The organism is Paenibacillus bouchesdurhonensis (assembly GCF_900155685.1).
In the GTDB taxonomy this organism is placed as follows: Bacteria; Bacillota; Bacilli; order Paenibacillales; family Paenibacillaceae; genus Fontibacillus; species Fontibacillus bouchesdurhonensis.
Genome location: NZ_LT732548.1, coordinates 1,657,479 through 1,672,146, shown reverse-complemented (window position 1 = coordinate 1,672,146; position 14,668 = coordinate 1,657,479). Strand labels below are relative to the sequence as shown.

Annotated in this window: 12 protein-coding genes; 4 read left to right on the top strand and 8 right to left on the bottom strand. The window is 50.1% G+C overall.

The features are described from left to right. Positions 1-97: 97 nt before the first annotated feature. The 3 genes from CZ379_RS12045 to CZ379_RS12035 are packed head-to-tail and all read right to left on the bottom strand — an operon-like array spanning position 98 to position 3,861. Entirely contained in the window at positions 98-1,702 is a 1,605-nt protein-coding gene (locus CZ379_RS12045) for a UDP-glucose--hexose-1-phosphate uridylyltransferase (RefSeq protein ID WP_407668664.1), read from the bottom strand. Continuing rightward, on the bottom strand, positions 1,686-2,678 hold the full coding sequence (gene galE / locus CZ379_RS12040; protein ID WP_110934345.1) for a UDP-glucose 4-epimerase GalE: 993 nt from the start codon (positions 2,676-2,678) through the stop codon (positions 1,686-1,688). Before galE ends, CZ379_RS12045 begins: the two co-directional genes overlap by 17 nt. Position 2,679: 1 nt before the next feature. Next, positions 2,680-3,861, bottom strand: coding sequence for a galactokinase (locus CZ379_RS12035; protein WP_407668663.1), 1,182 nt, complete (start codon positions 3,859-3,861; stop codon positions 2,680-2,682). Positions 3,862-4,024: 163 nt separating this feature from the next. Between CZ379_RS12035 and CZ379_RS12030 the strand changes: the two genes are divergently transcribed. Beyond that, complete coding sequence (locus tag CZ379_RS12030) at positions 4,025-4,876, top strand: AraC family transcriptional regulator (RefSeq protein WP_110931836.1); 852 nt, start codon at positions 4,025-4,027, stop codon at positions 4,874-4,876. Positions 4,877-4,939: 63 nt separating this feature from the next. Here the strand turns inward: CZ379_RS12030 and mgrA are convergent, their stop codons facing one another. The 3 genes from mgrA to CZ379_RS12015 form a co-directional block, all read right to left on the bottom strand. Beyond that, positions 4,940-5,944 (bottom strand): L-glyceraldehyde 3-phosphate reductase, encoded by a 1,005-nt coding sequence (gene mgrA, locus CZ379_RS12025; protein ID WP_110931835.1) that lies wholly within the window; start codon positions 5,942-5,944, stop codon positions 4,940-4,942. Positions 5,945-6,053: 109 nt separating this feature from the next. Continuing rightward, a complete protein-coding gene (locus tag CZ379_RS12020) occupies positions 6,054-6,809 on the bottom strand; it encodes an NAD-dependent protein deacylase (RefSeq protein WP_110931834.1) in 756 nt (251 codons plus the stop codon). A gap of 5 nt (positions 6,810-6,814) precedes the next feature. Continuing rightward, positions 6,815-7,588 (bottom strand): HAD family hydrolase, encoded by a 774-nt coding sequence (locus CZ379_RS12015; protein WP_110931833.1) that lies wholly within the window; start codon positions 7,586-7,588, stop codon positions 6,815-6,817. A 215-nt stretch (positions 7,589-7,803) separates the two neighbouring features. Between CZ379_RS12015 and CZ379_RS12010 the strand changes: the two genes are divergently transcribed. The 3 genes from CZ379_RS12010 (at position 7,804) to ilvD (ending at position 11,137) form a co-directional block, all read left to right on the top strand. Then, positions 7,804-8,859 carry an acyltransferase family protein gene (locus tag CZ379_RS12010; protein ID WP_110931832.1) on the top strand — a complete coding sequence of 352 codons (1,056 nt, stop codon included), beginning with the start codon at positions 7,804-7,806 and terminating at the stop codon, positions 8,857-8,859. Positions 8,860-8,998: 139 nt separating this feature from the next. Next, positions 8,999-9,262, top strand: coding sequence for a KGG domain-containing protein (locus CZ379_RS12005; RefSeq protein WP_110931831.1), 264 nt, complete (start codon positions 8,999-9,001; stop codon positions 9,260-9,262). A 189-nt stretch (positions 9,263-9,451) separates the two neighbouring features. Then, positions 9,452-11,137, top strand: a complete 1,686-nt coding sequence (gene ilvD, locus CZ379_RS12000) for a dihydroxy-acid dehydratase (RefSeq protein ID WP_110931830.1) — start codon at positions 9,452-9,454, stop codon at positions 11,135-11,137. A gap of 98 nt (positions 11,138-11,235) precedes the next feature. Here ilvD and CZ379_RS11995 read toward each other — a convergent pair whose 3' ends face one another. Beyond that, a complete protein-coding gene (locus CZ379_RS11995; protein WP_110931829.1) occupies positions 11,236-12,690 on the bottom strand; it encodes a polysaccharide deacetylase family protein in 1,455 nt (484 codons plus the stop codon). Positions 12,691-12,795: 105 nt separating this feature from the next. Beyond that, complete coding sequence (locus tag CZ379_RS11990; protein WP_110931828.1) at positions 12,796-14,580, bottom strand: peptidoglycan D,D-transpeptidase FtsI family protein; 1,785 nt, start codon at positions 14,578-14,580, stop codon at positions 12,796-12,798. Between the last annotated feature and the right edge of the window lie 88 nt (positions 14,581-14,668).

Genomic DNA, 14,668 nt, shown 5'->3' with positions numbered 1-14,668 from the left:
CTATAAAAAAGCCTACCTCCCTATTCAATCGAACGGGAGGTAGGGCAAAGCTCTATTATATTCGGCATTCGGCATTCGGAGCCTCTATAAACTCCGCCTATTCGCGATAGCCTGCGGATAGGACAAATCTGCGGAAGGCTTCGCGGCCCGCAGGCGTTGCCTTGAACACGCCGGCATGCTCCAATATGGCTGAGAATTTCAGCCCGACCTCATTGCGAAGCAGCCCTTCAGCTTCTTCTTGGCGGAGACCCTGTCCATGCTCGGCAACAAGTTCCCGAATCCAGTCGGCATGGACGGCAAGCGCGCTTTCCGGATTGGCCAGAACCTCTTCATACATTTCTTTATTTCCACTGAGAATTTCAGCGATGCGGGCAAGCTCTTCCTTCAGCCGTCCAGGGAGAATCGCTAATCCCATCACTTCGATCAAGCCGATATTCTCCTTCTTAATATGGTGCATCTCGCGATGCGGATGGAATATCCCCTCCGGGTATTGCTCATTCGTCCGGTTATTGCGCAGGACGATGTCCATCTCATAGCTGCCGTCCGCACCACGGCGTACAATCGGCGTTACCGTGTTATGAGGAACAGATTGTCCGTTCTCTTCCGTGAACGCCAGAACCTCAGCTTCCGGATCACTGTAGGCTTTCCACTTCTCGTACAAATCATCGGCAGCGTCAAGCAGCACGTCTGGTTGATGGCCGTTCAGGCGCAGCACGGTCATGGGCCAATTCACGATGGAAACCGTGACACCCTTGAACGCCTCATGCCGGAACGTCGCTTCCGCAGGAGCCTTCTCCAGCGGGAAGGTATGTCTGCCCCCCTGGAAATGGTCATGCGTCAGGATCGACCCGCCAACGATCGGCAAGTCCGCATTGGAGCCGATGAAATAATGCGGGAACTCTGCCGTAAAATCCAGCAGACGCTTAAAGGTATCCCGCGTCAGCTTCATCGGCACATGATCATGATGGAAGACGATGCAATGCTCATTGTAGTATACGTAAGGCGAGTACTGAAACAACCACGGCTCATCGTTCAGTTCGATCGGAATCACCCGCAGATTCTGCCTTGCCGGGTGATTAACTCGTCCGGCATAACCTACATTTTCCCGGCATAGCTGGCATTTCGGATATACCGGTGGAGGCAGCAGTTTCGCCATCGCAATTTCCTTGGGACTCTTCTCCGGCTTCGATAGGTTGATCGTGATCTCCATTTCGCCGTACGGTGTCGCTTGATTCCAATAAATATTATTCGCGACCCGATCCATGCGAATATAGTTGCTGTCCACAGCAAGCTTATAGAAATCCTGAGTCGCAGCCGCGACTCCCCTCTCACTGACAGTCTGCTTGAAAGCCGCTATCGTCTCAGACGGACGCGACATCAATTGGCCCATAATTCTCGCGTCAAGCAAATCGCGGTACGTGTCGGAACCATCCGGGATAAGACCGATCGCAAAGCCATAATCGATAAGAACATCCAGCGGCTGGCGAAGCCCGACTCCAGAAGGAATCTCCAATTCCGACGTCCATGGCTCATCCAGCGCAAACAGCTCCAGCAAGCGATTGCGCGTGTAATCCATATCCCATTCCTCAAATAATTGATGCTCACGTCCATAGTGCAGCAGCCGCTCTATAGCCTGCTGTGCCTCTTGCATATTTATCTCTTTAGCTGCCACTTTCAATCCCTCCTCACTTGAAGTCGTCATAACCGCCCGGATGGGCATTGTGCCAAGCCCAGGCACTCCGAATAATATGATCCAGGCTGCTTCGGGAAGGCTGCCATTTCAGAATCGTTCTAGCTTTATCCGAGGAAGCGATCAGCACGCCAGGATCCCCTGCACGTCTAGGGCTTATTACAACTGGGAAATCACGGCCGGTTACTTCACGAACCTGCTCAATCACTTCCTTGACCGAGAACCCTTGTCCATTGCCTAAATTGAAAATGTTGCTCTCTCCACCGGCAATCAAATGCTCTACCGCGAGCAAGTGCGCATCCGCCAGGTCGCTGACATGGATATAATCGCGGATGCATGTGCCGTCCGGCGTACTGTAATCATCGCCGAAGACAGAAATCGAAGGCCGCTGTCCGAGCGCGGTTTGCAATATCAACGGAATGAGATGGCTCTCCGGTCTGTGGTCTTCCCCGATTCGTCCGCTCTCGTGAGCGCCCGCAGCGTTGAAATAGCGCAAGGATACATATTTGATGCCGAGCACCTTATCGAACCAGTCGATCATCCGCTCCATCATCAGCTTCGTCTCTCCGTACACGTTCGTCGGTTGAGTCAAGTCGGTTTCCTCGATCGGCACCTTTTCAGGCTCCCCATAAGTAGCGGCCGTAGACGAGAATACGATTCGCCGCACGTTTGCGGCATCCATCGCTTCAAGCAGGCAGAGCGTGCCGTACACGTTATTGTCATAGTATTTGACAGGCTTCTGCATGCTCTCTCCCACCAGCGAGTTGGCCGCGAAATGAATAACCGCTTCAATCTCATTCTCTGCAAATAACTTTGCCAGCAGCGCCTTGTCCCGCAAATCCCCTTCATACAGCTTGCCGCCAAGCAGCGCTTCGCGATGTCCTGACTGCAAATTATCAAGGACAACGACTTCCTTACCCCGATCCAATAGTTCCGCCACCGTATGCGATCCGATATAGCCTGCTCCTCCAGTAACTAATATAGCCATCTTATTTCTCCTCCTTCATTTGATGTACGCCAGGCCCTACTCCACAAACATAGAATTCAGCCTCTAGCCCCGTACGACGCAGATAAGCCTCGCCCACCTGCCTTACAAATACTTCAACCGAATCTTCATGCACGAGAGAAACCGTACAGCCGCCAAATCCGGCTCCGGTCATCCGGGAACCAAGAGTTCCCTCGATCAGGCGTGCTTCCTCCACCATCACATCCAGTTCCGTGCAACTGACCTCATACAGATCCCTCAGGGAATCATGCGACGCATTCATCAGTTCACCGAAATGCTGCAAGTCATTGTTCTTTAAAGCCTCTACGGATTCCAGCACTCTGGCGTTCTCAAGCACAACATGCTTTGCCCGATGCAGCAGAACCTCTTCAGTAAAAGTCGTCTCCAGCTGAGCCAAGCGCCCTGGCTTCAAATGAGCCAAATATTCTAAGCCTGGCTCGTGGGCCTTCAAGAGGCTTAGCGCTTCATCGCACTGCGAACGGCGCTCATTGTATTTGGAATCCACTAGACCTCTGCGCTTGTTCGTATTGCCGATCACCAACTTGTATGCCCCCGTGCGAAATGGAACCAGCTCATATTCAAGCGTGTCGCACATCAGCAATATCGCATGATCCTTCGCGCCGTTGGCTACTGCGAATTGATCCATAATACCGCTGTTTACGCCTACATATTCGTTCTCGGCTCGCTGGGACAGGCGGGAAATTTCCACCTTGTCCGTCTCTTTCCCCTCCATTGTCAACAGCGCAAATGCGGTAACAACTTCAAGCGAAGCGGAAGACGACAGTCCTGCTCCATTCGGAATCTCTCCATGGAATAGCAGGTCATAACCGCATGTCAGTGTAATCCCAAGCTTGCCTAATTCCGATATAACCCCGATCGGATAATCAACCCATTCTCCTGTCTTGGAATGCCCCAATTCAGAAATCTCATACTCCGCCACATACGGAAGATTTGCTGATGCAAAGGTTACTTGGCGGTCAGAGCGGCGGCGAACCGCCAGTGTCGTTCCGAATTCCAGCGCTGCTGGCAGTACATAACCCCCGTTATAATCGATATGCTCGCCGATGAGATTCACCCGGCCCGGCGCATTGAATACAAATATGCTTTCTTCACTGCTCCCATAACGGGATAAGAACAATTGCTCCATTTTTCGTTTATTCAACATGTACACCCCATCTTCATGGAATATTCCTTTCTTGCTTCCAGTATAAAGATTCCACGTCATTTTGATAATGTATGTATGCGAGGTTTGTATGGATAAATATGACCTTACCAAGTAGAATATAAATATAATTAAATATTCGCTATGCACGAAGGAGGCTCCCCCAATGCTACAAGAAACCTACAGCGCCGCAGCTAACCCCGAAGTATTTGATGAGAGCGACCTGCACATTTTGTTCGCTGGCGAAAGTCAAACCAGACCGGATCATCGTGTCGGACCGAAAGTATATGACTATTATTTACTCCACTTTGTCGAAGAAGGAACTGGAAGCTTTCAAACAGAGTATTCCATATATGAGCTGCAGCCGGGCGACGGATTTCTCATCCTTCCAAACCAACTGGTAAGCTACGCTTCTGATATAGCAACGCCCTGGCGTTATCGCTGGATCGCCTTTACCGGGGCAAAGGTTCCAGCGCTTCTCGAGCGTGCCGGTTTAACGCCGCAGCATCCCGTCATTCATACCCCGACGGATAGCAGCATTCCCCAGCTGCTTCTATCCGTACTGCAGGAATTTCGCAGCAAGAAGCCAAGCTCGCATTTGTATTCCCTTGGCTGCTTGCATCTGATTATGGCTGAAGCGGAAGACTCTCATCTCAAGGAATCCACGCTTCCTTCCGGAGAGTCCGCCGTCCAAAAAATCGTCAAGCAAATGATTTACTATATTTCAAGCCAGTATGCCCATCATGTATCTATAGAAGAAATGTGCGCAAGCCTAGGATATAATAGGGCTTATTTATCGCGTATTTTCAAAAAAGAGACCGGGCTTACTCCCGTTACGTATTTGCTTAAACTGAGGATCGATAAATCACGCCAATTGCTTCGTGAACGTCCCGAATTATCCATTGAGCAAATCGCTTCCTCCGTCGGTCTCAACGATGCGCTTTATTTCTCCCGGCAATTCCGCAGATTTCATGGGCAATCGCCCAGCGAGTACCGGAGAAGCGCCCCCGGTAAATAGCCAGAGCCCGTTCCCTAAATAGCAATACAAGGGATACGGGCTCTTCTATATTGGGGCGCATAATTAATGATCGCCGTGGTTATGGAGAATCGTTTCGATCCGGTTCAGTTCCTCATCTGTGAAATCAAGCTTATTCAGCGCCTGAACGTTCTCATCAATTTGGCTTACCCGGCTCGCTCCGATCAGAGCGGACGTGACCCTTCCTCCGCGGAGCACCCAAGCCAGCGCAAACTGAGCCAAGCTCTGGCCACGTGCAGCAGCCATTTGATTCAGCGCGCGCACTTTGCGCAGCGTCTCCGGCGTAATTTGCGTCTCTTGCAGAGCTCCTGTCGGGCTCTTCGCGCGGGAATCATCCGGAATGCCGTTCAAGTATTTGTTCGTGAGCAGCCCCTGCGCCAGCGGACAGAAGGCAATACTGCCGACGCCGTTCTCCTCAAGAACGTCCTGCAGGCCATTCTCGATCCAACGATCCAGCAGCGAATAATTCGGCTGATGAATGAGCAGCGGCGTGCCAAGCTGCTTGAGAATGGATACCGCTTCCTTCGTCTGCTCGGCCGAATAGCTCGATATGCCCACATATAACGCTTTGCCTGAGCGAACGATATGATCGAGCGCCATCATCGTCTCCTCCAGCGGCGTATCCGGATCAAAGCGGTGGGAGTAGAAAATATCGACATAATCGACTCCCATCCGTTTCAGGCTTTGATCCAAGCTGGAAATCAAGTATTTACGAGATCCCCACTCGCCATACGGACCAGGCCACATATAGTAGCCTGCCTTGGAGGAGATCACCAATTCATCCCGATAGGGGGCCAAATCTTTTTTCAGAACGGTTCCGAACATTTCTTCTGCCGAGCCCGGAGGCGGGCCATAGTTATTGGCTAAATCAAAGTGGGTAATGCCCAAATCGAATGCTCTGCGAATCATTTCGCGGCCATTCTCGAACGTATCTACACCACCGAAGTTATGCCATAATCCAAGCGATATGGCTGGAAGCTTAAGGCCCGAACGACCCACACGATTATATATCATCGACTCGTACCGGTCTTCACTAGCAACGTATGCCATTTAGTTCCCTACCTTCCTGCTGTAAATTATCTTTCGAAAAATATCATATCTCGTTCAATCCCCTTTGGCAAGGAAGAAGAAACCGTTTTCGTTTTGGAAAGAGAGTTGTTTAAGCTTCCGCTTTTAATAACACTTCTACCTGGCCAAGCACGGAGCCGATCGGTTCCGTAATCAGCAAATCAGCCCTGCTGTCATAGGCCGTGGAGGATGCATTCAATAACACAGTTCGCTGTCCCTGAAAGTACGTAATTAGATGCGCAGCTGGCTGCACGGTCAGCGAAGTGCCCCCAATCAGCAGTAAATCAGCATCGCTAATCGCTTTAACCGTATTTTCAATTACCTTATTATCTAAGTTTTCCCCGTACAATACGACATCAGGTTTAACCGTACCGCCGCAACCCATGCATTTAGGCACGGGATCGGCTGAATGCATAACATCCTCCAAGCTGTGGAACCTCCCGCAGCTCATGCAATAATTTCGATGGATGGAGCCATGCAGCTCCAGCACCTTGCGGCTTCCTGCCTTTTGGTGGAGACCGTCGATATTTTGAGTGATGACCGCATCAAGTTTGCCTTCGTCTTCCAGCCAGGCTAGAAAACGATGTGCCGGATTCGGCTCCGCATGCAGATGGATCATTTTCGATTTGTAGAAATCGTAGAACACTTCTGGATGACGATCAAAGAAAGGCCGGCTTAATATCTCCTCCGGCGAATAAGGGGATGCCTTCTCCTCCTGATAAATCCCTGCAGCTGAGCGAAAATCTGGAATCCCGCTCTCTGTTGAAATCCCTGCCCCGCCAAAAAAAACGATCCTTCTTCCCTCGCTCACCCAAGATGCCAATTTCTCAATATTACTCAACGTCATTGCTTTCATGCCTCCTCTAGCACTTTCATTTCCAAAAAACTGCGAATGATTACGTCGGCGTCCAGCAAATATGCCTCCCCTCCGCCATCCGGGGCAAGCCCGACCGTCATTTGTACGCCTGCTTGCTTGCCCATTTGCATATCCCCGTTGCTGTCCCCAACAACGAGCGCCAGCTCCGGCGGAATGCCAAGTTCCTCACAAGCCAGCAGGGCCATTTCGGGAAAAGGCTTGCCAATACTCACCTGATCCCTCCCGATAATCGCACTGAAATAGTGCCCGATCCCCATCCAGCTAAGATGCTCCCGTGCAGCCTCAGTTGTATCGGAAGTGACGACAGCCAGCCGGATATTCCGCTCGCGGCAAGCGCTTAGAAAGGCACCGAGCCCTGGCATCGGCCTCGCGTTCTTATGCTTCTTCAATTCAATCATCGCCGATGAGCTAAATTGCCTAACCTGAATCAACGCTTCATTCCAAGGAACACCTGCAGCATAAAGCTGCCAGGCGAGCAGCGCGGTGACCTCTTCCTCGGTTCCCATCGCCAGCGGTCCGGCTTTATCGTAATCTGTTATCTGCTGCTGGCCATCCAGCCTAAGTCCCAGCAGAGCTGCTTTGCTATCGATTCGACGCGCGCCCATCATCTCCAAATGACTGTCCAGCAATTCAAGCAGCGTCATCGCCCACTCGCCCCAAAGAGCCATAAAGTCCAAGAGAGTTCCATCCTTATCAAACAATATCGCCTGGCAAGACGCCCTGCGTCCCCCCGCTTGTACAACCGCCATGGCCTTCCATGCCCCACCTTCATTATTCGTGTATCGCTATCCTCATTGTAACCTTAAACCCCTATGATTCAATAGTTTGCCACAAATGCAGAGACTGAGAGCGTTTTCCTTCGTGATAAAAATCACATGTATAAAGGATGAAAAGGAGTACCTTTAATACAGAGATCAAATACTTAAAATTTTGAATGATTTATTGGGTCGGGGAGGCCATCAGCATGACGACAAACGTTCAATCGAATCCGCGAGGAGAGACTTTTTTTCTCAACCTGCGTTTTTTACTGATCATATGTGTCTTCGTAGGCAATGCCATTGAGCCATTAATTAAAGATATGGCTGTAATGCATACTTTATATGTTTGGATCTTCACTTTTCATATGCCGCTATTCGTATTCGTCACCGGATATTTCGCCAAAACGAATCTACTCGGCCAGCCCGGACGCAAGCTGATGCTGCAAATCGGCCTGCAATACGTTATCTTTCAAAGTCTTTACTCCGTATTAGACGTTACCATATTTCAAGTAGAGAACATCCGGCACTCTTTCTTCGCCCCCTATTTACTGCTCTGGTTCTTGGCCAGCCACCTATGCTGGCGCCTGCTGCTCATGGCTATGAACAAATGGACGCCTCTTCAGCAGCTGGCATTATCCTTGGCATTAGGCGTCCTGGTCGGTTATTTGCAGGTGGATGGAACCTGGCTCAGCTTGTCGCGTACGTTCGTTTACCTGCCTTTCTTTATTGCCGGTTATCATTTTTCATTTGCTTATTTGATAAAAATCTTTACCCCAAAAAGGCGTTTGTTCACACTTGCTTTAGCCGCCGCTTTGCTTGGAACTATCGCCCTGTGGGGCAGCCGTGTCGATGTCGGATGGCTTTATGGCAGCATGACTTACAGCCAACTGGGTCACTATGAATGGCATGCCGGATTGTATCGATTAGCCCTTTACGCCCTTCAACTGCTGGCCGGGATCGCTTTTCTCTCTTTCGTGCCGCTGCGGGAAAGCAAGCTCACGGATTTGGGACGGCGTACATTATATGTTTTCCTGCTGCACGGATTGATTATCCGGATTGCCGCTGCATCTCCTTTGTATGATTATATAACGAATGCAGCAGCCTCGATCATGCTCATTATCGGCGCGGTTCTCCTGACTCTGCTGCTCAGCCATTCCTTCGTTCGGAAATGGACATCGCCTGTCATTGAGCCATCCGTACAATGGCTGCTTAATCTAGAGCGCCGAGCATTTCGTCCCTTTAGTACAGCAAGCAAACAATAAGAGCAAAATATTATGAATGATATTACCAATTTTAGAGCCATTTGGCTCTTTTTTTTGTTTACTGATGTTTCAAACTAACTGGCTGTGGTAAATAACTCATACGTAAAACAAAACTTTTCGCACAAGGAGTTGATTTGTAATGGCACGCGGAAACGGCAAGATGAGCCGTCAAGAAGCCGGTCGCTTGGGAGGAAAGGCCACCTCTAAAAACCACGGCAAAGAGTTCTATCAGGAAATCGGGCAAAAAGGCGGAGAGGCTACTTCTAAAAGCCACAGCAAGGAATTCTATCAGGAGATCGGCCAAAAAGGCGGAGAAGCCACCTCCGAGAAGCACGATAAGGAATTTTATCGCAGAATAGGACGAATGGGCGGGGAAGCCCGCAACAATAATAACAATAAATAAGGATGAAAAACCATCCATTCATTAGGAAGAGTTCCAGGTTAAGCTGGAGCTCTTTTTTAATAGAAACCTTTCTTCCAATCCTTATCAACCGCTAGAAAAAGCGGATTACATATGATAGACTTTAGAGAAACCTTTAGCGGTGTAAAGTTCCAAAATTAAAATATACATTTTATGGGGGGATAGGCAACCATGACTGCCAAGAAAATGCGTTCAGATATGATCAAAAAAGGCTTCGACCGTGCGCCTCATCGCAGCTTGCTGCGAGCTGCCGGCGTTAAGGACGAGGATTTCGGCAAACCGTTTATCGCGGTATGCAACTCTTACATCGATATCGTTCCTGGCCATGTGCATTTGCAGGAATTCGGTAAAATCGTTAAGGAAGCAATCCGCGAAGCTGGCGGCGTGCCTTTTGAATTCAACACCATCGGCGTTGATGACGGAATAGCGATGGGGCACATCGGGATGCGTTATTCCCTTCCGAGCCGGGAGATCATTGCCGACTCCCTAGAAACGGTTGTCTCCGCCCACTGGTTCGACGGTATGGTCTGTATCCCGAACTGTGATAAAATCACGCCAGGGATGATGATGGGCGCGCTTCGCGTGAACATCCCGACTGTATTTGTCAGCGGCGGGCCGATGAAGGCCGGCGTAGACAGCAAGGGACGCAAGCTCTCCTTGACTTCGGTCTTTGAGGGTGTCGGCGCTTATCAAGCGGGCAAGATCGACGACGCCGACCTGCTTGAGCTTGAGCAATACGGCTGTCCGACCTGCGGCTCCTGCTCCGGTATGTTCACGGCAAACTCCATGAACTGTCTTGCCGAAGCACTTGGGCTCGCGATGCCGGGTAACGGAACGATCCTAGCGGTCGACGAGGCGCGTAAGGATTTCGTAAGACAATCTGCCCGCCAACTGATGGAGCTGATCAAGCTCGATCTTAAGCCACGCGATATCGTAACGAAAGAATCCATCGACAACGCCTTTGCGCTCGACATGGCCATGGGCGGTTCAACCAATACTGTACTGCACACCTTGGCCTTGGCACAGGAAGCAGGCATCGATTATCCGCTGGAGCGCATCAATGAGGTTGCCAACCGCGTACCTCATATTTCGAAGCTGGCTCCGGCCTCCGATTATTTCATTGAAGACGTTCACCGGGCCGGCGGCGTAAGTGCCGTCATCAATGAGCTGTTGAAGAAGCCTGGTGCGATCTATGGCGACCAAATGACCGTTACGGGCAAGACGCTTGCCGAGAACGTGGCTGGCTGCGAGATTCATGACCACGAAGTCATCCGTGCCATCGACAACCCGCATACCGAGAAGGGCGGCCTCGCCATCCTGTACGGAAACCTTGCTCCTGAAGGCTCCGTCATCAAGGTCGGCGCGGTAGACCCTTCGGTTGGCGGATACCATAAAGGCCCTGCCATCTGCTTTGACTCGCAGGAACAAGCGCTGGAAGGCATCGCAAACGGCAAGGTCAAGGAAGGCCATGTTGTCGTCATCCGCTATGAAGGGCCTAAAGGCGGACCAGGCATGCCTGAAATGCTCGCTCCAACCTCGCAAATTGCAGGTATGGGCCTTGGCGCAAAGGTCGGCCTGATCACCGATGGCCGCTTCTCCGGCGCTTCCCGCGGCATCAGTATCGGCCATATCTCTCCGGAAGCTGCCGAAGGCGGACCGATTGCCTTCGTAGAAGATGGCGACATTATCGAGCTCGATCTGAACAACCGTAAAATCGAGCTTCATGTAGCCGATGAAGAGCTTGCACGCCGCCAGGCTAACTGGAAGGGCTTCGAGCCTAAGGTGAAGACCGGCTATCTTGCCCGCTATTCCAAGCTCGTTACAAATGCAAGCAACGGCGGAGTCATGAAAATTTAATTCAATTTATTGCAATTATTTATACATGTTCATATGTAATAAGAGCATAAAGAAGGGGCAGTTCCACTATGTTGGTGGAATGCCCCTTTTGCAATGAATCAACAAGGCTGAGTCGCGCTTAAAGCAGTTTCATCATTGGCTTCGTCACTAGCTTCCTCTCTAGCAGCTTCCCTGTCTGCCTTTTCAGTAAAGCGGCGGTGCGAACCGTCTTCGGAATATTTTTCAAGCAAGAGCTCTATAGGCATCACGATCAGCTTAGGAATCAGTTCATGGGAGGAACGTTGTTTCAGTCGATCCCCGCCTGACGGATGGATGACACTCAGCAAAAACTTCAAATATAGACGCGTCGATTTGGCAAAGAAGCTATCCGGCAAATCCGTCACCGTAAATCCAAATTGCTCCGGCCCCCGATTGATCATGCTTACTCCGTACAACGCTTTGACGTCGAGCAGTTCTGGATGGCTTTGAATATAATGGGCCAGCTCAGGAAGCGTCTTCTCTACTCCACGAATCATTTGAATGGCTATTTGCACAGATGTTCGGGATCGCGAACCAATTTCAAACAACCTTTTGTTGTCAAAATGAAGCTCTAATACCCGATCACCGTTAACAAGCTCTATACCACCGTTCATCATTACGGGCTCTCCCCGATACGGACGTATGCGGAAGTGAAATATCGGGTCTTCCTTATTCGTTGTTTTTAACTGAAAGAGCGCATGAAATATTTGCTCCCAAAGCAGCCATAGAGATACAAGAATTTTCTTGCCCCAGGATAGCGGCTTCTTGTTCTTAGGGTCTTTCTTTGGCGTTTCAGTCAAAGAGTTCTGGCCTTTCGCCTCACGCTTCGCCGTCTCGCTCTTGCTGATCATGTCGTCAATTCGTATCGTTCCGAGACCCTTCTTCGCAGCTTCTTGAAGCACTCGCTCCAGGGCGGTCAGCATCTCTACGGGCGCTTTGGCATTCGCTCCTAGCGTATTCCCGCAGTCATGAAGCAGAAATACTTCACCGCTCTTGAGCTTCTTCAGCATGCGTTTCGTTAGCCGATCAGCGCCAAGACGCTGGCGCCAATCGCCGAACATCGACGACCATAGAACAATTTGTGTTTCGCTTCTTCTCGCGAAGTCGAATAAATTGACAATTCCCCACGGCGGCCGATAGTAATGCGTATCACTGCCGATAATGTCACTAATGATTTTGTTGGTTCGCTGAATTTGTTTCTTTACAGCAGCCGGGCCCATTAACCAGTTCGTCTTGTGCACATAATTATGAATGCCGATCAAATGTCCTTCTTCATGCATTCGCTTGATTATATGCGGATATTTCTCCGCATTGGAGCCGACGACGAAAAATGTGGCTTTAGCTTCGTATTTCTTCAATAAATCAAGCAACTGCGACGTATAAAGAGGGTCTGGACCATCATCAAAGGTAAGGGCAAATTCATTCATCCCCACCCCGCGCCGGAATACGCGAAATCCGAACAGCCGCGTAATCAAGCCGGGTATGAAAGCGTATAATGTTGAAATATAAAACAACCACAGCAGCAAAGTCTCCATGTCTTTTCCCCACTTTTCTATCTCATTCACTGACTTTGGCGGGCCCTAAGGCTTTTTAGTGTATCCCTTTTATTTTATCATATTAACTCCAAAATTAGGGTCTTTTTATTTAGGAAATCTCTCAGCTAAAATATCCATGACTCGGCGGAATAACTCCGTTGCTTGATGAGGCGAGCCTTCCCGCCTATTTTTCACAAGGACAGCTACTGCATAACGGGGGCGCTCCACCGGCCCATATCCGATAAACCACTGATGATTGGCTGGTGTTCCGGCAGAAACGACTTGAGACGTTCCAGACTTGCCTGCCAAATTCCACTTGGCATTCAGCAGGGATCGGCCCGTCCCCTTCTTCACCACTTCCTCCATCCAGCCGAGCAGGGTTTTCGCTGTCTCCGGGGAAATCGCCCCATAGCTTGAAGGAAGTGACTGTAAAGGAAATTCAAGCATTCGCGTGCCATTTTTAAAATAAATATCCTGTACAAGTCGCGGGGAACTCACTTTGCCACCATGCAGCAAAGCAACGACCAAATTGGCGGCCTGCAGAGGAGACAACATAACGTCACGCTGTCCCAAACTGGTTTGTGCCCTCACGCCTCCATCCGGCTGAATTCCTTTCGCAAATACAGTTCCCGCTTCCTCCTGATCGATCTGTCTTAACCCCGCCCCTCCTCGAAATGACGGATCATACCAGCCCACAGTGTGTCCTATCCCCAACTTATCAGCGGTACGCTCAATACTTGCAGCCGTCAGCCTCTCGCCTAATGTCGCAAATACGATATTGCATGATTGAGCAAAAGCCTGCTTCAGCGTTATCGTGCCATGGCCTCCTTCTTTCCAGCACGAAAGACCGTACTTGCCATAATGTCCGGTACAATGGAAGGTTTCTGTTGGTGATGCTACACCTTCCTCCAAAGCCGCAGCGGCAATTACGGTTTTAAAGATTGAGCCCGGGATCGCGGCCTTTACAGCGTGATTACTCCAATTGCCCTCCTCCAAATCAATATGCCGAGGATTAAAAAACGGACGCGACACCATAGCGACAACATCTCCTTGCGTCGCATCCAGCACGACGATCGCTCCTTCCTGGACGGCCATTTGCTCCGTCACGCTCTCCAATTGCTGCTGAATCATTCCATCCACAGTTGTCCGGACAGATAAAGGATAATAACGGTCATTAGCCGATTTCAAGCGCAGGCCTAATCCGATTAGAGGACGCTTCTGTCCATCAACCGTAAATGCAGCCCTGGTTGATCCTACACCGCGCAGGAAATGATCAAATGTTCGCTCCAGTCCAGATGATCCTACCTGCATAGTTAGAGGAATCGCACGGCTGTTTTTCTGCCCGTGCAGACTGCGAACGTAATCCGGACGCTGCGAGACATAACCTAGCCATTGCTTGCCTGAATCCTTCTCCGGATAGCGCCGCATATAAGGGAGGACTTTAAAACCGCTGATTTGCGTCCACTGTTCAGCATCTTCTCTCGAGAGTACAAGCGGAACCCGCTCATCCCCCTTTTGCCATATATACGGATATTGAAGCTTGCTCCATTTCCCCTCTAGCTCTGAAGCAGTTACACCGAGCAGACCAGCCATCGCCTTTACCTGGGCATCATCCGGCAAATCCTTTACAGGGAATAGGACAGGCACCCATACCGTAGTTCCCGTTAATGGATAGCCGTGCCGATCCAAGAATTGTCCTCTGCCAGGATCGAGTTCGATTCCTTCTTCACGCTGACGTACTGCCAGTTCATTCATCGTCATCCCCGAAGCGCTAATAGCCATTCTAGCGGAAGCAAATTGAATCCACCCTACTCTTATCACATACAGACCAAGCACAATCATAAACCCTATTAAAATATAAAATATGCGCTTTTTCCGAAGTAATGTCATCGTCCTCCACCTTTCTGTCTTCTTATTATTTCCTGGGAAAAGCTACTTCACACCCTTATCACACTTACCTAAGATGAACTGATGAAAT